Origin of the sequence: Trinickia symbiotica, from assembly GCF_002934455.1 — a bacterium.
GTDB classification, from domain to species: Bacteria; Pseudomonadota; Gammaproteobacteria; order Burkholderiales; family Burkholderiaceae; genus Trinickia; species Trinickia symbiotica.
Window position 1 is genome coordinate 97161 of the sequence record NZ_PTIR01000005.1, and the last position, 20330, is coordinate 117490.

The 20330-nt window shown below is 60.3% G+C and carries 14 protein-coding genes; 3 read left to right on the top strand and 11 right to left on the bottom strand.

The window, feature by feature from the left end; translation table 11 throughout:
* Positions 1–58: 58 nt before the first annotated feature.
* Positions 59–1294 carry an acyltransferase family protein gene (locus B0G57_RS09795; RefSeq protein WP_018442434.1) on the bottom strand — a complete coding sequence of 412 codons (1236 nt, stop codon included), beginning with the start codon at positions 1292–1294 and terminating at the stop codon, positions 59–61.
* A gap of 390 nt (positions 1295–1684) precedes the next feature.
* On the opposite strand from B0G57_RS09795, the gene B0G57_RS09800 reads away from it, so the two are divergent.
* Complete coding sequence (locus tag B0G57_RS09800; protein ID WP_408646704.1) at positions 1685–3250, top strand: hypothetical protein; 1566 nt, start codon at positions 1685–1687, stop codon at positions 3248–3250.
* A gap of 104 nt (positions 3251–3354) precedes the next feature.
* Positions 3355–4557: a glycosyltransferase gene (locus tag B0G57_RS09805; protein ID WP_018442436.1), complete on the top strand. Its 1203-nt coding sequence runs from the start codon at positions 3355–3357 to the stop codon at positions 4555–4557.
* Here the strand turns inward: B0G57_RS09805 and B0G57_RS09810 are convergent.
* The 8 genes from B0G57_RS09810 to tssF all read right to left on the bottom strand — a co-directional run bounded on the left by B0G57_RS09810 (position 4554) and on the right by tssF (position 16113).
* Positions 4554–5522 carry a T6SS immunity protein Tli4 family protein gene (locus tag B0G57_RS09810; protein ID WP_018442437.1) on the bottom strand — a complete coding sequence of 323 codons (969 nt, stop codon included), beginning with the start codon at positions 5520–5522 and terminating at the stop codon, positions 4554–4556. The genes B0G57_RS09805 and B0G57_RS09810 overlap by 4 nt on opposite strands.
* 186 nt (positions 5523–5708) lie before the next feature.
* On the bottom strand, positions 5709–6764 hold the full coding sequence (locus tag B0G57_RS09815; protein WP_026229997.1) for a DUF6708 domain-containing protein: 1056 nt from the start codon (positions 6762–6764) through the stop codon (positions 5709–5711).
* Between the two features lie 64 nt (positions 6765–6828).
* Positions 6829–7092, bottom strand: a complete 264-nt coding sequence (locus B0G57_RS09820) for a PAAR domain-containing protein (protein WP_018442439.1) — start codon at positions 7090–7092, stop codon at positions 6829–6831.
* A gap of 18 nt (positions 7093–7110) precedes the next feature.
* A complete protein-coding gene (locus B0G57_RS09825) occupies positions 7111–8406 on the bottom strand; it encodes a T6SS immunity protein Tli4 family protein (protein WP_018442440.1) in 1296 nt (431 codons plus the stop codon).
* 122 nt (positions 8407–8528) lie between these two features.
* Positions 8529–9830 carry a T6SS immunity protein Tli4 family protein gene (locus B0G57_RS09830; protein ID WP_102607169.1) on the bottom strand — a complete coding sequence of 434 codons (1302 nt, stop codon included), beginning with the start codon at positions 9828–9830 and terminating at the stop codon, positions 8529–8531.
* The gene (locus B0G57_RS09835) at positions 9827–11566 is read right to left on the bottom strand and encodes an esterase/lipase family protein (RefSeq protein WP_018442442.1); all 1740 of its coding nucleotides are present in this window, start codon (positions 11564–11566) and stop codon (positions 9827–9829) included. The genes B0G57_RS09830 and B0G57_RS09835 overlap by 4 nt, the downstream gene beginning before the upstream one ends.
* A 23-nt stretch (positions 11567–11589) precedes the next feature.
* The gene (locus B0G57_RS09840; protein ID WP_018442443.1) at positions 11590–14166 is read right to left on the bottom strand and encodes a type VI secretion system Vgr family protein; all 2577 of its coding nucleotides are present in this window, start codon (positions 14164–14166) and stop codon (positions 11590–11592) included.
* A 138-nt stretch (positions 14167–14304) separates the two neighbouring features.
* Complete coding sequence (gene tssF / locus B0G57_RS09845) at positions 14305–16113, bottom strand: type VI secretion system baseplate subunit TssF (protein WP_018442444.1); 1809 nt, start codon at positions 16111–16113, stop codon at positions 14305–14307.
* Between the two features lie 298 nt (positions 16114–16411).
* Between tssF and B0G57_RS09850 the strand changes: the two genes are divergently transcribed.
* Complete coding sequence (locus B0G57_RS09850; protein WP_018442445.1) at positions 16412–17452, top strand: glycosyltransferase family protein; 1041 nt, start codon at positions 16412–16414, stop codon at positions 17450–17452.
* A 125-nt stretch (positions 17453–17577) separates the two neighbouring features.
* On the opposite strand, the gene B0G57_RS09855 is transcribed toward B0G57_RS09850, so the two are convergent.
* Entirely contained in the window at positions 17578–19299 is a 1722-nt protein-coding gene (locus B0G57_RS09855; protein WP_020566403.1) for an FAD-dependent oxidoreductase, read from the bottom strand.
* Between the two features lie 148 nt (positions 19300–19447).
* On the bottom strand, positions 19448–20086 hold the full coding sequence (locus tag B0G57_RS09860; RefSeq protein WP_018442447.1) for a DapH/DapD/GlmU-related protein: 639 nt from the start codon (positions 20084–20086) through the stop codon (positions 19448–19450).
* Positions 20087–20330: the final 244 nt, after the last annotated feature.

Here is a 20330-nt window from a genome sequence, read left to right on the forward strand (position 1 = left end):
CTGGCGGAGCGCAGGGGCTATCTCTTCCTTCTCGACCTCTTATTCGTCTAGGACGCTGTCACAACGTCTGGCCACCGACGATAGGAGGACGCGCGTTCTCGCCGGCAGCCCCCGAAGCAGTCGCTTCGTCCTCGGCGGGTTTCGGCACGATCGGCACAGGCGCCGTCGTGACGCCATCGTTGCCCACGAGTGCGCGAGGAGCAGGGAACAGTGCGTTGCGGATCTTCAGGAACGGGAATTCGATGAGACGTGTCGTCGCCCAACCCGTCCCGATCGCAATCGTCGTCTGCAGGGTCAGCGCGGCGGCCCAGATGACGAGCTTCGGCAAACCCAGCGCAGTCGCCTTCGCGATCAGGATGTCGGCTGGCGTGAAGGCGATGGAGTGCCACAGATAGATGCCGTACGAGTAGACGCCGACCCACGCCACCGCGCGGAAAAGCCAGTTGCGCGCGAGCGTGCCCGAATGCTCGAGCATCAGGACGATGAGCGCCACATAGCCGAACGCCTGAATCGTATAGCCGATACTCTCGTCGAGCGGAATGTGCTTCGTCGCGAAGGCCAGCCATCCCATCAGGAAAGTGACGATCGCGAGCAGCCAGCCCTTGCGGCTCGCGAGCTTCCGATAGAGATCGGGCTTCATCCAATAGACGGCCGCGAGCATCACGCCGGCGAGCAGGCTGTCGATGCGGTACTGCGTATAGAAGAATGCCTGGTCGATCCCGCCGCCGGCCACCTCGATCGAGCGCGCGACGAGCACCAGGACGCAGATGAAGCCGAGCACCCCCAGGATCGCGTTGGCGCGCAGACGCCAGCGTGCGAACAAGAACAGCAGGGCCGGCAGCAACAGATAGAAATGCTCTTCGACCGAAAGGCTCCAGGTCTGCTTGATCGACGTGCCGAGATAGTTCTGCAAATGCAGGGAGTTCTGCCAGAGAAACGTGCTCGTCGGATGGTGGTGCGCGATGACGTGAAACGCGATCAGAACGTAGTAGGCGGGCCAGATCTTGAAGATCCGGCGCACGATGAAGGTCCACGCGTCGACCTTGCCCGTATCGGCATATTGCCGCAGCAGCAGCCCGCCGACGAGAAAGCCGCTCAACGTGAAGAACAGGTTGACGCCCTCACGACCGAAATGCGTAAACGGATATTCGATGATCGGGACTAGCCGAATGCCGGTATCCACGTAATGGAAGTGATACCCCATTACCGCGATGATTGCGATGCCACGTAGGAAGTCCAGTTCGATCGTCCGATTTCGCACGATCGCCTTGGCTCCCCCGAACAGATTATTCATGGTATCTGGCCCCTTCTTGTTACGAGCAAATGCCCAGGGTCTGTGAGCAAGCGAGTAGAGACGGAGTCTCCAGTGCTCCTTGCGATGCCGCTCACCGCCCGTGGGCGGCACGCGTGAAGCACGCCTCGTCGTTGCTGCGATCTTCCGATGAGCCGCCCGCATGCGTCCGCCAATTTCGCTGCGAACGCGGACAACGCAACAACCTTGCTCGGTATTTGCGTGACCGTCAGAGGGCGAGCGTGCCGCGGCGCAGCATTCTGTCTGTCCGAGTCCGCCGAACGATAGTGCCGAGCCGCCATCAGGCATTTCGGGGTGGTGTGCGGCGCTATAGTCGGCTGGAAAAACCGGTCCTTGCAGCTCCGAGGAAACCCACCACGGACCGTCTCGCCCATGCAACGAAAGGGAACCGATCCGATGGCAGCCGTGCCTTATCACCCGACGCTTGCCGGCAATCGTGCAACGCGCAACAACTTGTACGCCAGTCTGTGGATTTGGCTCTTCATCTGCCCGCTCGCGATGGACTACAAAGCGGTCAGCGACACGTCGAGCCACCTCGCGCAGATCCTGCTCGCCGTGCCGACACTCTTTGCGGGCGCGATGCTCATGCTCATCGCGCCCCGTTTCGCCGAGCACTCGCGCCTGCGGGCGTTCGTCTCGTTCGCGCTCGTGCTTGCCGTGCCGGCGAGCATCATCACGCAACTGGTGAAAGGGAACGACTTCGGCCAATACCTGCGCGTGTTGCTGCCGTTCGTGCTTTTCCAGCTCGGCTTCATCGTCGCCTGCCGGCCGTGGCAGGAAGCGCGCATCGAGCAGTTCGAAAAGGCGATCTTCTGGGCCAACGTCATCAGCCTCGCCTTCACGTTCGTCTATGGCATGGCGACGGGCGGCCCGCTCGCCGATGTGCGTTATCGGATCGTGTCCGCCACGTTCCTCGGGTTGCAAGCCGTGCTGCTGCACGAGTTCGTCATCGCCAAGCGGTTCACTGTGTTGACGCTCGGCATCTTCATGGCGACCGTCATCATCGAACTCTTGAGCGTGACGCGCAGCCTGCTCGTCGGCACGGCGCTGCTCTTCGTGCTCGCCATCTGGATGAGCGCGCCCTCGATCCAATATGTCGTGCGCGCGATGTTGCGCGCCACCTTTGCATCGATCCTGCTCGGGGCCATGGCAATCGGCGCGATGTCGTTCTTCCCGAACGTCGCCCAGCACTGGACCGAGCGCCTTTTCTATGCCGAGAAGGACACGACGACGGGCAAGGACCCGACGACGATCACCCGTCTCGCCGAGATGAAGTACCAGTACGACGAGGTGACGTCGACCACGCTGTCGAAGCTGATCGGCGAGGGCTATGGTCACGAATATCGCTATTCGCCCGCCTACCTGCCGGACCTCAAAGGCCAGATGAGCAAGACGGACTTCTACGCGCAGCATGACTGGGCCGCGGGGCACAACTTCTGGGTGTATCAATTCTTCGCGGGCGGGCTGTTGTTCGGCATCGCGATGCCGTTCGCCATTCTTTATGCCCTGATGCGCGCATTGATCACGTACCGGCGATGGCGCGCGGCCGTCCCCAATGCGCCCTATCTGCCCGTGCTCGGCCGCGCGATTCTGCTCACGGCCGCGTTGCCGGCCACATCGATCGGCGGCAATCCGCTCGGTCCGCGCTTTTCCGGTCTTATCTTCGGCTTGTCGCTTGGGCTGATGGTCGCCATGCACGTTCAGCTTCGGCGACTCGGCGCGCGAATGCGCCCTGCGCCGGTACCGCCGCAGCCCATCGGCGGCGACAGCGACGACGGCCCGGGTGGAGTCGGTCCCTCCGTGCCCGGCGACTATGCGCCGCGGCTCGAGCCGCGCCTCGTGGCGCCGCCGCGCATGCGTCCGGCGCCGGCGCCTGGCGCAGCACGCCCGCCCGCGGACGCGGTCGCCGGTGACGACGAGCGTATCGAGCCGAGTTGAGCCGAGTTGAGCCGATTGATTGAAAACTACCCCTACGCTCCCTGCGTTTACTGCCCCCGACGACGGGGCGCTCGGCACGCTCGGGGCTACCCACGCGTACTGAAATGAGAATTCTGCACCTGACAGCCACGCTGGACCCTCGAGCGGGCGGCCCCGCCGAGGGCGTACGGCAAAGCGCGCTAGCGCTCGCGGCGCTTGGACACCGCGTCGAGACGGCTTCGCTCGACGCGCCCGATGCGCCATTCCTCGCCGCGTTTCGCGCGGATTTTCCGCTGCCCGTTGCGGCGCTGGGGCCTGGGCAAGGAAAGTATGGGCGCACGCCGCATGTGGTGCCATGGTTGCGCGAGCACGGACCGCGCTTCGATGCCGTCATCGTCAACGGCCTTTGGCAATATCACAGCTTTTCCGCGTGGCAGGCGTTGCGCGGGCTCGGTGTGCGTTATTACGTGTTTCCGCACGGCATGCTCGATCCGTGGTTCAAGCGCACGTATCCGCTCAAGCATCTGAAGAAATGGCTCTATTGGCCGTGGGCCGAATACCGCGTGCTGCGCGATGCGCAGGCCGTTCTATTCACGACCGAGGAGGAGCGCGTTCTCGCGCGGCGGTCGTTCTGGCTCTATCGCGCACGCGAGCAGGTGGTCTCGTATGGCACAGGGAAGCCGCCTGCGGATATGGCGCGGCATCTTGAGGCGTTTCGCGCGGCGTACCCGGAGCTGGTGGGCAAGCGCATTCTGCTGTTCCTCGGGCGCATTCATCCGAAGAAGGGCTGCGATCTGCTGGTTCAGGCGTTTGCGGCGATCGCGCGCGATGTGCCTGAGGCGCATCTGGTTTTTGCCGGTCCGGGCGAGGATCAGGTCATGGCTGAGTTGCGCGCTGTAGCGGCGCGCGAAGGTGTCGATGCACGGGTCACGTGGACGGGGATGCTTGAAGGCGATCTCAAGTGGGGAGCCTTCCGGGCAAGCGATGCGTTTGCGCTGCCGTCGCATCAGGAGAACTTCGGGATTGCCGTCGTGGAGGCGCTGGCTTGCGGTCTGCCTGTGTTGATCTCGGATAAGGTCAATATCTGGCGTGAGGTGGCCGCCGATGGGGCTGGGTTGGTTGCGCCTGATACCGTGGAGGGTGCTACGCGCAATTTGCGGCGATGGTTCGCGCTCGATGAAGCCGAGCGCGCGAAGATGCGTGCAAGAGCCGAGGGGACGTTTCGGACGCGGTTCACTGTCGATGCGCACACGCAGCAGCTGCTCGCCGTGCTCGAACGCGATGCGGTGCATAACCCCTATTCCGTTGGGCATCCGTCGATGATTTAGTGATTGACGGGCGAGTCCTGAATTTCGGGGGCCTTCGCGGTAGTCACAGGCCTCAACCTAACGGAGTTGGCTACGGCGTCGAAGAGCGCAATCGCTTGCTCATCCGTAAGCAGCGGGCGAGTCGGAACGCCGTTCTCTTGCGTCATTCCGCTTTCCAGCTCGACCGTAATGGTGGGCTTGAGCGCGTTGCTGACTTCGGTACCGTCTGCCTCCCATTGAAATTGATGCAAGCGATAGCCGCCGTCCGTAGGAAGGGTCGACAGGATTTCTTCGCCCGCGCGGCCGTTGATTGTGCGTTGTCCGCGCCGCAATATCCGAATTTGACTCACTTGGTTCATGAAAGCGCCTGGCAGGCCGACGCCATCGACCCGCTGGAGCAAGGAAGGTTGCCCGAGTTTGGTGACAGTCATCGTCTCGACGGAAACGAGCACGCCAGGCCATTGTGCAAACTTGAAACTGATTGCGGCGTTCTCGAATTGGGAGGTCGTGCCATCGTTTGCAATGAAACCGTCTTTCAGGCAGAAGCCGGGCTGGGTCGGCGTTTCTTCCTGCGAGCGCGCTTGTAGATGTGGCAAGAGCTGGTTTTGGAGATTCGGCAATACCTTTGTTTCGAACACGACCTCGTCCATGTCCATGGCTTTCAGCGTAAAGAGTGTGTGTTGGGCGAGCCAGTACGCCTCGAAGCCATAGTTTTTTGAACCGAACACGTTTTCCGACGTAATCAATGCCCTTGCTGTCGGCGTCGCGGAGATGGCTCCCTTCAGCGTCCTCCCCTTGTCCTCATTGCTCGCGCGTAGCTCATCCGCACGCCGGTCCACCGTTTTGTTAAACGACTCTGTATCGAATGGGGTGGCTTCCGATTCGATGCGGCCGAACATGTACCGGTAGTCTTCACCGTTGATCTGAGCATCGGCAGGAACGTCAACCAAATACCGCCCGATGCAGTAGGTCTTTATGTCGCTCATGTGAGGCTCTTTCGCGTGGCAAGTCAGGGTAATGAAACTGGCGCAAAGCACCGTCAATGTCTTGATAACGTGCATTTCATACCTTGCACTGAGGAAGCTCGGCGACAGGGATCGCCAGTTGTGCGATTTTCGCGATGCTCTACAACACCTTCTCCTGAACGGGAAGGCAATCAGTTACCGCGTCGCTCACGCTTCAGCGAAACTTCGCGGCGGTCGAGCTTGCAGCCATAAGTCGGCATTGGCAGCGCCGTTTGGCTCCCCTTGCCAGTTATCGACCTTGCCCTTCGGATCATCCGGATATTCGCCGCGACGCTGAGCGAGAACTGTTTGCTCCCAACCCACCGGTGTGCCCTCGCGCGGTTCCGCGTAAGGATCGCCGGGCGCGACGGTACTAATACCTTCGATTGCGTCCGGCCAGATCGGATCGCGGCAGGTTGCGTTGGCGATGATGCGCATCACCGTGAAGACGAGGATGAACGGCATCATGATGATGCGGTACAGGACCGGCGCCCGTAGGCCGACGCCGTATAACGAGAAGAGAAATGATTCGCGCGGGGTCTCTTTTTCCGTATGGAACAACATCGGTTTGGGCAAGTCCGCCGGGCCGCTATTCATGTAGTGGCACCAGTAATTCCACTGCGCGAGCAGCAGCTTCACCTCGGCCTCGCTCATCCATTCGCGACCGATCGAGAATACGCGCGCGACGTTGTCACGCTCGTCGAGCGTGTAGTGCCGGATGTGAAACACGTTGCCGAACGTCGTAATTTCCCGGTGCAGGCAGAAGATGGAGTCTTTCGTCCAGGGCACCTCCCACACGACATCGCCTTCGCCGGGCTTGGCAAAGAAGCGACGCTTGCGGATTAGGTACAGCTTGCGCTCGCCGCGATGAAAGCGGATCGGGCGACGGCACAAACCCAAAAAAAGGCCGCGACCGAGTTTCCATGTTAACCCCGCAAACCCAGCAGCAATAATGAACGCCATGCAGTTCGTTATGACGTCGCCCGGGTCGTACATGTATGGCCCTATGCCTATGGCCGCAAACGCCATCGCTGCCGCCGCAATAAACCATTGCTTCTCTAGAAAAGAAGGCTCAATCACATCCATGTAGACGGAATTCATCCGGAAGGTCGCTCCTGTCTCCTGGATGTCGGGTCCTACCGGTCGATCAATGGGCAGGCGATGCGCAATGTCCCACTCAGGCACTGGCTTGCCGACACAGTTCTTCATTAAGCGCTCGTCCACGCTCTAATCTCCTGTGGCTGAGTCGAATGCTTTCCGTTCGGCGTCAAACTGAGGGGTAAACTGCTCAACTACCGCCGAAATTCGTCGCGCTCAATCGCAGCGTCGCGCCACAGGTCGTCTTGTGGCCGTCGAAGGCAACCGCTCGGCCTTCGATCACGAACTTCGGATCGCCTTCTGCGATCGTGCAGTCCTGATGCCCGTTGATCGGACACGAACATCGATCGCCCACGCGTGCAATCGGCCGACCGTCAACGGAAAAATTGCTCGCACCCGTTTCGACGACACCGCCGTGACTCGTCGAATCGCCAACTCGGATGACATTCTTCACGATTGTTCTCCGTTGGACTCAGCGACTGTTCCCGTGATCGCTGTTTGCGCTTGCGTCATAGGCCACGAGCTTCCAAACCGTGTCGACGCTGTGCTTCTGCTGGCGGCCCGTGATCCGCTCGATGAAGGACTGCTTGGGAAGCACTTGTACGGCCGGCATCGCGGTACCCGCCTCGAAGCGTTGGCGACGGCCCCCTTCAATCTCGTTAGCGGCAGCCTCGGGGCAGGTCCACCAACCGGTCTGTGGGCAAGGGGTGCCGGTTTGCGCCAGCGTGCCAAGTGGCGCGTTGGGCGAGCCTTGATTCTCCGAAACATTCGCGGTACTCACCGGCCTCAACCGAACCGAATTGGCTACAGCGTCAAAGAGCGCAATAGCTTGGTCATCCGTAAGCAATGGACGCGTCGGAACGCCGTTGTCTTGCGTAATTCCGCTTTCCAGCTCGACTGTAATGGTCGGCTTGAGCCCGTTGCTAACTTCCGTACCATCGGCCTCCCATCGGAACTGATGCAGGCGATAGCCAGCGTCCGTAGGAAGGGTCGACAAAATCTCTTCGCCCGCGCGCCCGTTGATCGTGCGCGGTCCGCGCCGCAATATCCGAATCTGACTCACCAGATTCTTGAAAACGTCCGGCATCCCACCGCTATCGATACGCTGGAGCAGGGAAGGCTGGCCAAGTTTGGTGACCGTCATCGTTTCGATGGACACGAGGACTCCAGGCCATTGAGCAAACTTGAAACTGATCGCCGCATCCTCGAACTGCGATGTCCTGCCATCGTTGGCGATAAAACCGGCTTTCAGACAGTAGCCGGGTTCGGTGGGAATCTCCTGTGCGTGACGTGCGCGAAGGCTTGGAAACACGTCTGTTTTTACGATAGAAATTATCTGCTCATACTTCTCGTCAAGCGTGTCCTCTTGGGAAAGCTTAAACGCCTGACCGTCAATCCATTTGTGAGCCTCGAAGCCCACCGAAGGCCCCATCAGAAGCTGTTGCTGAAGCTCGAAGATCCACGTGGTGGGTGCAGGACGTAACACGCCTTTCAGCTTATAGCCATCCTTCTGTTTACCCGCCCGTAGTTCTTCTTCTCGATGTGCCATCTGTCGTTGAAAGCCGACTGCATTCACTACTGCAGACGATTCTATCCGCCCGTACTTGTAGTCGTACGACTGCCCGTTGATCTCTGCGTCAGCCGGAACGTCAACCAGATATCGGCCGATGCAATAGGTTTTCGTGTCGCTCATATAAGGCTCTGTCGCGTGGCAAGTCAGGGTAACGAAGCTGGCGCACAGCACCATCAATGTCTTGGCAACGGGCATTTCACTCCTTGCACTGTGGAAGCTCGGCGACAGTTGTCGGAGTTGTGCGATTTTTCGCGATGCGATGTCCGACACGGCGCCCGTGCTGTCAAAGATATCCGCGAACTTGTCGCTGCTGTGTGTCAGTGCTCCGGAGGAATAGATTCACCGCTCACCGCACTCCCGTCATAAGCGACGAGCTTCCAAACCGTGTTGACGCTATGCTTCTGCTGCCGGCCTGTCATCCGCTCAATGAAGGACTGTTTGGCAAGCACGTGTACGACCGGCATCGCGTTACCCGCTTCGAAGCGTTGGCGACGGCCCCCTTCGATCTGGTTAGCGGCAGCCTCCGGACAGGTCCACCAACCGGTCTGCGGGCAGCGGGTGCCTGTTTGCGCCAGCGTGCCAAGTGGCGACATTGTCGACGGCCCACTCTCGCTGACCTTGCCGCCATCTGCGGGGCGTAACCGGACAGAATTTACGATAGCGTCGAAGACGCGAATCGCCTCCTCATCGGACAGGCGCGGGCGTTGTGGCGCGCCATTGGCGCCCCGCGCTCCGCTTTCGAACTCGACGGTAAGATCCGGCCTCAGCGGCTGATCCAATGTGCCTTGCGCTTCCCACTGGAACTGATGCGTGCGGAATCCCTCCTCCGTCGGAAACGTCCACAACACTTCCTCGCCCTCGCGCCCATTCACCTCACGCTTCCCTTTTCGGAGCGTCTTCATTTGGACGATTACGCCCTGTAGCACAGCCGGCACCGGGGTGCTATCAATTCGCTGTAGCAAAGTCTTCTCGCCCGCCTTCGTTGTTGTGCTCACATTCACTGTGACCACCACGCCAGGCCAGCGAGAGAACCTGAAGCTCATTCCGGCTTCCTCGTACTGAGCAGTCTTACCGTCATTTGCGATGAATCCGTTCTTGAGGCAGAAGCCTGGCTGCGACGGGACCTCATCGGTGGTGCGCGCCCGAAGATTCGGGAGCAGCTCGGTTTCAAGAGTAGACAGCACGCTTGAGTATCGGGATAGATCGAAGCCTGTTTCCTTCATCGAAAACACGTACCCGTTATCCCATTTATACGCCTCGACACCTACTGATGGCCCGGTCAGTAGCGTCCGAGAAAGCTCGAAGATTCGAATACTCGTAGAAGGACTTTTTACGCCCGTTAACGCATATTGCTTTTTGTGCTGCCCCGCGCGAAGTTCCGCTCCGCGCTGGATCATCTCCTGCGCGAAGTGTTCTTCACTCTCAGTCGATGCTGTAGAGTCGATTCGTCCAAACATGTACTCGTATGCCTGCCCGTTGATTTCTGCGTCTGCGGGTACGTCTACTAGGAAACGTCCGATACAGTAGGTTTTGGTATCGCTCATTGCAGGCTCTTTCGCATAACAGATCGGGGTAAGCAGACTGGCGCAAAGCGCCATGGCGAAGCGCATGGTTCTCATTGGTATTCCTTGCACGCCGGCAGTTCCTCCACACGCGGGGCATCTTGGACAATCCTCGCAATGCAGTACAGCACATTCTCCTGCACGATGTCACTGTCGTAGCTGTGCTGATGATCAAATCCTTTCATTCGGAACACGTTCTGTGTGCCCGGCCCGTCCGCCACAAGCGCGCCTGATGGCCCAGGGACCGTGCCGTCTCCTGAAGATGGGTCGCTGTCCGACGTCGGAGCGTCACGGTTGGCGAGGGAAAAGGATACTTTGTGCGATAGCACTTTTAACGTCGCTTCGCCCAGCTTCGTGAACGAATCCGCCGTAAGCGCGGGCAAAGCACGCTCCGCCCCCGGTGGGACAGCGTTTCGCGTTACCCATCGAACATTGCTAAACGCAACCTGCCTACCGTCACTGCCGTAGTATGCGTAGGTGTTTGGGTGGCAATAGAGTTGCAGCTTGTCGTGAAAATCGCATGCTGCAGTAATTGCTTCACCATAGCTTTCCATGGCAGTCTTGTTCTTTTTCTTCACAAGCGCCGCTGGGTCGATCAGCGTTTCATCGATCATTCCCCACCAGACGTCCTGTACCCGCTTGTTATAGATTTCAGAGTACGGGTCCGCGACAGGCAGTGGTGGCATTAGCGGCATCGTCTGGCCGTTTTCTTCCTGCTCGAACTTGAGCCAACCCGCGGGATAGTGTTTAGTGGGCAACAGTTCCAGCGGCCCGGGAGAATTCGCCATCACGCACGTTATATCAGCAGCGTCCCAGCCAATGATTGCCGCGACGATCGAACCCATGATGTCGAACACGCCCCCCGTCTCGGTACCCGCCCTGAAACGCCGATACACGACCGGCGCTCCACCCACGGGCTGCACACCATGGACAACGCCGAGGATCCGATCACCTGCCTTTTGCGCCGCACGCCGGGCAACCAGCCCACCCATCGAATGAGTCACAACGATCGCTTTCTCTACCGGAATCCAGTACTTCCCGCGCTTATACCAGTCAATTGCTTTGTTGATCCGGTCAATTAGAAGATCTGACGAGTCCTCGTTGCTGCCCAGCCAGTTGTAACCGCAGGCCCATACCGGGAAGTAGTAATCGGCGAGCCTTCGAAATTCAGCGTCGTTTAACGGAGGAACAGCACCTTTAATGGGCTTCCATTCCCTCAGTACGTCCTTGCCGTCCTTGTCTTTCAGCGTCTTGGCGACGGTCCAAACTGGCATTTCCGAGCCGCCCATACCTGCGTCGACATACTGGTCGTTGAGCGCTAGTTCCAGCGCCGTTAGGATCCTTCCGTAGCTGTCGAAATGCACTTCGCCCCAGCCACGAACTTTCGCCTCTTCTTCAGTCAGCGTAAAGAGGCCACGTGGAAGCGAAACTTTGCCCCGATCGTCAACCTCGACCAAATCCGGGCTCATCTGAGTTTGGCGTGCTCTGGGACTCTGACGCACCCGGCGCCCAAATTCCCCAAGTCCGGCTACCGCGCCATTGGGCGGCACCCAGGCGGGGGCTCCAGGGTGCTCAGCTTCCCTGTTTGCACGTAGATTGGTACCCATAATGCCCGGCACGAATATCACCGGAATCACATGCTTGGGCGGCATGACGCCAAGCGCATGCACCTTGAAACACTCGGGGCTGGTCACGCTATTGAAAATCGGATCACCGTTTTCATCGAATTGCAACGGCACGCGACGCACCGCTTGCTTTTGAACCGGAGCGGCTTCGGCAACTGGGCTGGACATAGATCAATCGGATCAGAACAAAGTCAGGGAGTCGGGCGGATCGTGAGCGGGCGGATCTGCGTATCCTCGATAAGCGTCTGGTTCGCGCCGTCCGCGCCAAGCTTGCCTGCGTCGCGCACCGCGCCGGTCTCGTCGAACACCTTGTGTTCGGTGTTACGCAACGCCTGACCGGCTCGATTGGCGAGCGCGAACTGTTCATTCGTTTTCATCGTCGAGGCCGGCATATGCGGCAAGTCCGGACTGCCGCCTCCGCCGCCCGTGAAAGTGAATTTGGATGTTTCGATCTTGTGTTCGCCGCTGGACGAGGCGAGCACCTTGCCGTCGCCGAGCGAGTATGTGACGCCGTTGGCCTTCAGTACGATGTTCGGTGCTTCGATAAGCACGTCTTTGAGCGAATACAGGTGCAGACGCTCGGATGCGCCTACTTCGGTCTTGCCTTGCTGTGCCTGCACCGCGACGTCGCCGGTGCCGGCGATCAGTTTCATGCCTGCTTTCGCGAACGCCGAGAGCCCCTGCGCCGCCCGCATCATGACTTTGCGCCCCGTGCTCACGTTGACGTCCTGTACTGCCGTAACGTCCACATGCCTGCCGGCCGAGGCAACGATGTTGAGCGGACTCGCCAGCGCGATGCCGTCGGGCGCGGATACACCGATGAGCGCGGCGCCGCCCGGCTTTTCGGTGTCCCACTGCTTCAACTTGTCGAGCAGTTTCTCCTGTGGGCCCGTGTCGGTGCCTTCGGCCTGATGACTCGACGAGAGGTCCGCGAGCTGCTTTGCTATTGCGAGCGCCGCTTCGAGTTGACCAACGAGCTCTTGGGTGTCGAGTATTCGCCCCTTCGCGCCCGGACGGTTGTCTGTCGAGATCAGCAGCCCCTGCGCCGCGCGAATCGCGCCGGCCATATCGGTACGCAATTCAAAACCCTCACCTCGCGCATCCTGGCGCCCCCACCAGTTCTCGATGCGTGTGATGCAGCCCAGCGAGAGCTGACTGGCCGCATGATCGCTGCGTAGCTGCGTCTGAATTGCATTCGCCGTGTCGTCGAACAGCAAATGATTGCTGCGGCCCGATGCGGCATTGCCCGCATCGCCGTTCAGCTCGCGGCTGCGGATACCGGTGAGCGCGCGCTGCTGCGGCAGTTGCCAAGCAGCGAGGTTCTTCGCGTTCATCACGCGTCCCGTGATTACGGGACGGTCGGGATTGCCGTCGAGCCATTGCACGATGACTTCCGAGCCAATGCGAGGCAGCGCAACCATCCCTTGGCTACCGCCGGCCCACGCACTCGACACGCGCACCCACGTGGTGTTCGTCCCTTCCCGATCCCACTGAAAGCGCACCAGGCAGCGCCCGTGTTCATCCGTATAGAGGCTCTCACCCGGTGGCCCCACGACAGTTGCCGTCTGCGGCGCGAGAATCCGCGTGTCGACGCTGCTATAGCCGCGCGGTGGCCGCCACGGGGTGCCCCGGCTGACGCAGATGAATTCGTTGCGATACGTCGCCGCGGCGCTCGTCCCCTGCAAGTAGTTGTTCGTCGCAACTTGGCGAGCCGAGACGATCAGAAACTCGCTGTCTTGCCGCGCGCCGTTCAAGGACGAGCCATAGTGATCGGTCAGCCGAAACCAGCGGCCCGGCATGACGAAGCGGCTGTTGCCCGCGCCGGCGAACTGCCGGGCACCAGCGGCAATTGCGTCGATCCGGCGCGCAGCCTGCCGCGCGCCATCGCGCGAATCGCGATAGCCGTACGCCCCCGCGTACTCGTACCACTCTAGCTTCGGCCCCCGGCCGTTCCAGCCGTCGATCTGCGCATCGGCTACGCCCGAAACCATGCCCGGGTTGATCCCCGGGTTCTTGAAGTCGGCCCGCGTCAGCGCCGTATGCGTGGACGTCACCTGCTGAATCGGCGACCACGACGCAATGCCGTCCGCCTCGAGCGATCCCGCCTCGTCCTGAAACTCGATGGCGGGCGTCTCGCCATCGATCGCGGGCACGACTCGCGTCGGGTCCGCCACGATGAGTTGATGAGAGTCGGCCGCATGCTCGTACCAGTACGTCAGGCCCGCGTGCTCCCACCGCCGATGCAAGTAGTTGTGATCGTCCTCATCGAACTGGCACGCCATCGTCATGGGCGGATCCGCCTCGCGCACTCGCCAATCCCACATGGGCAGCGCGCCGTAATCCTGGAACAAGGTGGCCGCTTGACCGCGCAAACTCATGTCGCGCAACACGCGGTTGTTCTTGCGGTATTTCAGGTAGCGCAGCCATGGCCCGACTTGCGCCTCGTAGAACGCAATGCCGCCATCGGTTTTGAGATGCCGGAACGCGAATATGTACCCGCTGAAATACCGCACGCTGCCGTCATTGCGTAGCAATTGGACAGAAATCAATCTTCCCGTGAAATCGTTAACGTCGAGCTGCGCGTTATCGGACAGTATCTCGACGGAAAATTCGAAATCGCGGGATAAGAACTCATTTCCCTCCAAGCGATTGACGAGCAAAACGTCGTAGGGCGCGTCGCCTTTCGGAAATTTCAGCTTGAGCAACCGGTTGTGCTGAAGCCCGGAGGCAAGAGTCCGCAGGTCTTGCGCGGAAAGACGTGTATCCATCGTAGTGCTGACAGGTGCGATCGCGGGATTCTACTGAAGAAATTGCATAAGCAAAACCTATCAGATGTGTCAGTCCGCCCAATTCGGAAAATTCTTAAAACCGCAAAGGTAAACGTTTCGCTCCGTAGCGTTAAATATTCAAAGAATCGGTGTAGCTCCCATCAGCGGCTTGCCGCGCCAAAGTTCGATCCCGTGTTTCCCGGAAATCATGACCAACTGTACAAAGCTGTATTCCGGCGCATAGGGCGTGAAGAACCGCTCCATTACACCGGCGAAAACGGCAATGCTATGCGCTGCGAACGCTTGGTCGCTGATCGTCAGCGTGATTTCGATCCCGCGAACGAACCCCGGCTGTGGCTGCATCACCAACCACTGCATCACGGATCGCCGGGCAAGATGCGTGACGCCATCGATCTGGTTGGCAGGCATTCGCGAAAGGCCCGCGAATTGACGGAACATCTCCTTCAGTTCGTCGAGTCCTTTCGGGTTGAGTCTCACCGGCTGCGGTACTTGCATTGAAATGAGGCGCCAAAGCGAGCCATCGGTCCGAGGCAGGCTGCCCACGGGCGTGGGCGTATGCAGCAGCGTGATCTTTTCCGCGACGGCATCGCGCTCCATCGCCAGGTCGCCCTCTGGCGCGCCCACCGGCAGCGAATGCGGCAGATCGCCGTTCGAACAGGTCACATCGACGGTCAATTGGCCGACGTCCGTTGCCATCGACTTGCCATCGGCTCCGACGAGGTTGAGCGCGGCCGGGCTCGCACCGCGAAACCACCGATCGGCATTAGGCGGAATGAATATCCACCGTGGGTCGTTCAGCCCAGCCGAGCCGCCGATCAACGACGTCAACGGACGGATCCCCTTTCCATCGGCAACGCGCACTGCGTCGACGGACCAAGCCTCAGTTGGCGCACTACCCTTGCGCTCGACATTGATCGGCCATACGCCTGTCTGCCGCTCCCGCGTAAGGGGCACGTTCGCCTCGGCGAACAAATTCACGACGGGCGTGCAGAACAGCTTGAAATGGCTCGGGGACACCTGCATCAGGCGATGCGCATTCCAAGAGTCCGGGTGAACGTCCCCTACGGCAAGATGCAGCGTGACGTTGCGTCCGTCGCCGGCGGCGCGAAGCAGCGCCGCGAAGTCGATATCAATGAAGTCGAAGCGCTCCGGGAACGCGAAATACTCGGTCAGCAATTGAAACGAAGTACTTGCGCCATCAGCATGAACCAGCCCCTCCTCCGCAGCAAACCCCGCAGCCGCGACAGGCACGGTATCGAGACGTCTCCAGCGCCCGGCACTATCCTCCACATAGGCCGCAGCCGTGCGCAACAACATGGTGTCCATGAGGGCCGTCACAACTTCGCGCGAGCCCGCAAGATGCATGCGGACGGTGGACGGCAACGTCATATTGGGTTGCCCGGCGCGCTCGGCCGCGCTGAATGCGATTGAGAGCATGCCGCTCGTATCCGGAGGCAGCGTTACGCCGGACGGTGCGCTCGGCATCGGCAAGTACCGCGCATGCGGAATACTAAGCGGTGCGAGTACGACGTCATACACGGTGCTGAAATAGCACTTGCCCGCCCTGGTCAATAGTTCGGTCCCGCGCGGGACGGTGACCGGCCGCGCCCGGTTCTCGAACATGCCGGCAATGTCGAACTGCGCAATCGAGCACGAGGGAAACGGCCGCAGGTACTGCGGATAGATGATGCTCAACAGCAGCTCCGTGAGCTCGGGGTAGTCGTCGTCGATCCTTGCGCTGATACGCGCCGCCAGGAACGCGAACGACTGCATCATCCGCTCGACGTGGGGATCCTCCGACTGTCCGCCGCTGATCGACAGGCGGGCCGCGGCTCTCGGGTACTGTTCGGCGAAGCTCTCTAAGCTGCGGCGGAGTAGCGCGAGCTCGCGTTCGTAGTAGTGCAACAGCTGGTCGTCGTCGATCATCGAATAGGGATAGGTAGTGGTTGCGGCAAGCCTCGACAGGCCCGGCTCGCTGACTGATTGACGCCTGAAGGCGCCGTTTGAGCTGCATTGCCAGCGCGAGTCGCTACATTAGTTCGTCAGAAGTCTCGGTCGGGCATCGCGCGAAAAAATAGGACTGCCGCACGCTCTGGGGCGGTTCGCTTCGAGGTCGCTTGCGGTCGGCGAGAGGCATGTTGGTCCGTCGCCGGCCTCCTCGCACGACAAAAAGTATAAAGTTCCGGTAACCAAGCGAACGTTTTTGCAATCGAATAGAAAACCCATGCGAATTCTCTTTTTTGCTAACGATCTTGGCGGCGGCAATGCACTATTGCCACTCATAGGCAAAGCCGGAACAAGTGTGAATCGATTCTTTCTGGTTGCGATGGGGCCGTCTTTTGACCTATGGAAGACAAGCGGGCTCAAACCATTCAAAGCAAATCCAAAGACATTTCGCATAAAAATTCACGCGCTTATCGACAAGCATCGACCGGACGTGATCGTCACGGGAACAAGCATCGGCTCGCGATTCGAGCACATCGTTTGGAGCGAGGCAAAGCGCGCCCGCATTCCGACGCTCGCGATCATAGACGGCTGGGTAAAGATTCGACATCGCTTTCTTGGCGAGAATCGAAGCCGAGCGTTGCCCGAGCGTTTTGGCGTACTGGACCTTCACATCAGGCGGACCGTCGTTCGAACATGCAAGGTATCCCCGTCGAGAATCGATGTTCTCGGTCATCCGCACTTGCAGGCGATCACGGCCGATCTTCGCCGCGAAAGGCGTGCACGAGCGATCCAATCTTGCTCCACGATTGAATTTTTCTCGACGCCGTTGGTAGATAGTGAATCGACTCACGGCATTGCCGCGGCCAATGATTTGGTTCGTCAGCTAGCCGCTCGCCCCCGAATCAAGCTGTTGATCAAGCCTCATCCGCGCGAGCGCATCGAGCCATGGAAGGAATGGATTGCAAGCGTACATTCGCACCCAATCCACCCGGCAATGGAGGTCTGCATAGCGGATAGCCTGCCGACCAAACAAATTCTCAAAGACGTCGATATAGCAATCGGCTTGCCGACATCGGTAATGATTGAAGCGGCATTCGCCGCGATTCCCGTCATCATCCTCGAGCCGAACGAGTGGTCTCATCGGAATCCTGCCATCGATCGCTACCTAAGCGACCGCGTCGCGCGAACCTGCGACGAGCTGATCCGAAAAATGGACGCCTTGGCGTCAACTGAAGAGATGGGCATCTTCGACGATGCGATCACGCGTGAAGCCGATTCACGTGCAATGAGAGCGGTACGCATGCTGGCCAAGGCGTAGGGCGTCACTGCCCGCTACCCTTAGCTTTCGCGATCGGACACGTGCCGAGAGATCGATACCCTCACGGCACTACAAGCGTCTTGTCTCCACGCCTTTGCTCAATCGTCAAAGACCGTGGAGACGCCTCACTCCTTCGCGACATGCGAAAGCGTCGCCGCGGCAAACGGCAGCGAATCGACAGACGAAGACATCCCCGCTCCCATGCCGATCCGCGCATCGTTCGCCGCGACGGCATCGGGCTTGCCGAGCAGGCTCGCGAGGCGCTCGGCCAAACGAAGCGCGAGCGCGGTGATCGTGATCGTCGGAAAGTTCGCGCCGACGCTTGGAAACACCGAGCTTCCCGCGATATGGAGGTTGGCCACGCCGTGCACGGCGCAGTGCCTGTCGACTACCCCTTCGCGCGGCGAATCGTGCATGCGCGTCGTGCCCATGTGATGCCAGGTGCCCTCGAGCCCCGACGGCCATTCGCGCCCCTGCAGCGGCTCGTCCAGCTTGACCTCGGCCACGCCCCCGGCACGCAGCTCTTCGGCAACGAGCTCGAACGTGCGGTCGAACGTGCGCTGCACGAGTTCGTCGAGCAGCCAGGCGACTCTCACGCGCGGCATCCCGAGCGCATCGCGGTCGGTGCCGAGCGTCACGCGGCTGTCGGGGTTGGGTGCCGCCTCGACGATCGCTTGCAGTCTGACGTCGGTGATGAGCGAGCGCGGCTGCAATAGTCGCGTGAGCAGAAAGCCGGCCGTATCGATCGGATGCGCGGCCATCGTCTCGAGATCGTCGGCCAGCCTCCAGCCCGGTTGCTCCTTCTTCAGCAGCGCCTGCTTGCAGCGGATCAGCGCCTCGGCACCAGCGCTGCCCTCGCCGTAAAAGAGCGAGAAGAACCAGACGCGCGCGTTGAGCAGCCGCTCGCGCGTCAGTACTTCGGGCGTGAGCGCGAACTGCGAGGAAATCGGTGTGCCGTGCGCGGAAACAGCGGCGTTCTGATAGTGGAACTTGATGTCGTAGAGCTTGTTGCGCGCCCACTCGTCGGAGAAGCGCACGCTCGCCGACATGATGCGCGGGTGATCCATGAAGAAGCGGCCGACGATATCGTGTCCGTTGCCGAGCCCGGCCGGCTGCGTGCGATTCGAGGCGAGTAGAAGCCGTGCGTTTTCGATGCCGCCCGCGGCCAACACATAGTGCTTGGCGACGAAAGTCAGGCGGCGACCGGTGAGGGTCGCCGCATCGATGCGCGCAACACGTGCGCCATCGAGATTCGTCTCGATGTTGACCGCATTCGCGTGGAGAAACACACGCACGAATGGCGATCGCTCGAGATCCTTGCGATAGAGCTTGCCGAAACGCGCGGGCGGGCTGAACTGCGCGACTGTGTCGCGCACGTTGCCGGTCACGAAGGGGATGCGGCGCACGTCGGGGCGGTTGATCGCCCCTTCCCAAAACGCCGGGTCGAAAGTATTCGGGCCGAGCTTGAGCAGCGCATGCGTGCGCGCATAGTATGGCGCGAGCTCGTCGAGCCCGAAGGGCCAGCCGCTGTGAGGCACCCAGTCACGCTTCTCGAAGTCCCATGGGTCGAGCGGACGGCACCAGCCGCCCCAGCAGTTGCTGCTACCGCCCAGATAGCGGCTGCGGCTGCCGTCGGCGAACGTGTATGGCAGCCCGACATTCTCTCCGCGATAAAGGTCTCGGGTTTCGTCATCGGGTTTATACCCGCCGCTTTCGAGCAGGCAGGTGTCGATGCCCATGCGGTTCAATTCGAGCGCGAGCGTGATCCCCGCTACGCCAGCGCCGATGATACAAACCGTCGTCTCTACCTGGTGCCCCTCATCGACGGTACGTGTGTCGATAAACATGGTATTCCCCTTGTTTCTTGTGATCTTCGTTCGCGTGAGCCGTGGGCATCGGCCAACATGGCGCAGCTTGCTGCCAACGCACACCGCGCGCAGCGAGCTGCGCATACGATCTGAGCAAAGAGCTTTCCGCTTCGCATGCTGCGAAACATCAGGAGTTGAAGCGCTTGCGCAGGAATCGGCAGGGATTGCCGCCATAAACGCCTTCCGGCGCGAGCGATCGATGCACGACGGAGAGCGGCGTGACGACGGCCGAGCGGCCGATGGTGACGCCCATTTGTACGACGCATTTGGAGGTAATCCACACCCCGTCTTCAATGACGATCGGCGCTACGCGCAGATCCATCGTCGTGCTCATGTCGTGCGAGCCGGCAGTAAGGAACGTGCCTTGCGAGATGCATACATGCGACCCGATGCGGATGGGCGCTTGGTTATATATCCATACGTCGACTCCGAACCAGCAGTGATCCCCCACTTCCAGATTCCAAGGTGCTTTGACACGCAGCGGATGCACGAAGCGGCAACCCATGCCGATCCGCGCGCCGAACAGGCGCAACAGCGCCACACGCAGCGCCGAGCTGGGCATGAGCTTGTTGTTGATGATGCAGGCCTCGACGAGGAACCACATCGCCTCGATCAATATGCCGCGCCGCGCGACGTAATTGCCCTTGCCGGCCCGCGACAGATCGACGACGCGGCCCGTCTTTCGTCCGGACCACTGACTCCGCTCGAAATGATCTTCTCGCGCTTGCGCGCCAACGACTCTTTCCTGCTCGATATGGCTTTCCATCGCCAATTGCCCTCGAATATCCTCGTATGTTTGCGATGTTTTTTCTTATCCCTGACGAAACTCATTATTGGCTGGGCCGTCTATCGAGCTTTGTAGGCGTCCGCACCAATGGCGGCTTCGGCCGGTGTTTTGGCGGCGCCGGGCGTGGGACGCGCGCGACGATGAACGAACGACATTGAGCCGCTCAAGGAGTCCATCTGTGTCATTACGACTATGTGCACGATCGTCATTCGACATTGAGTCA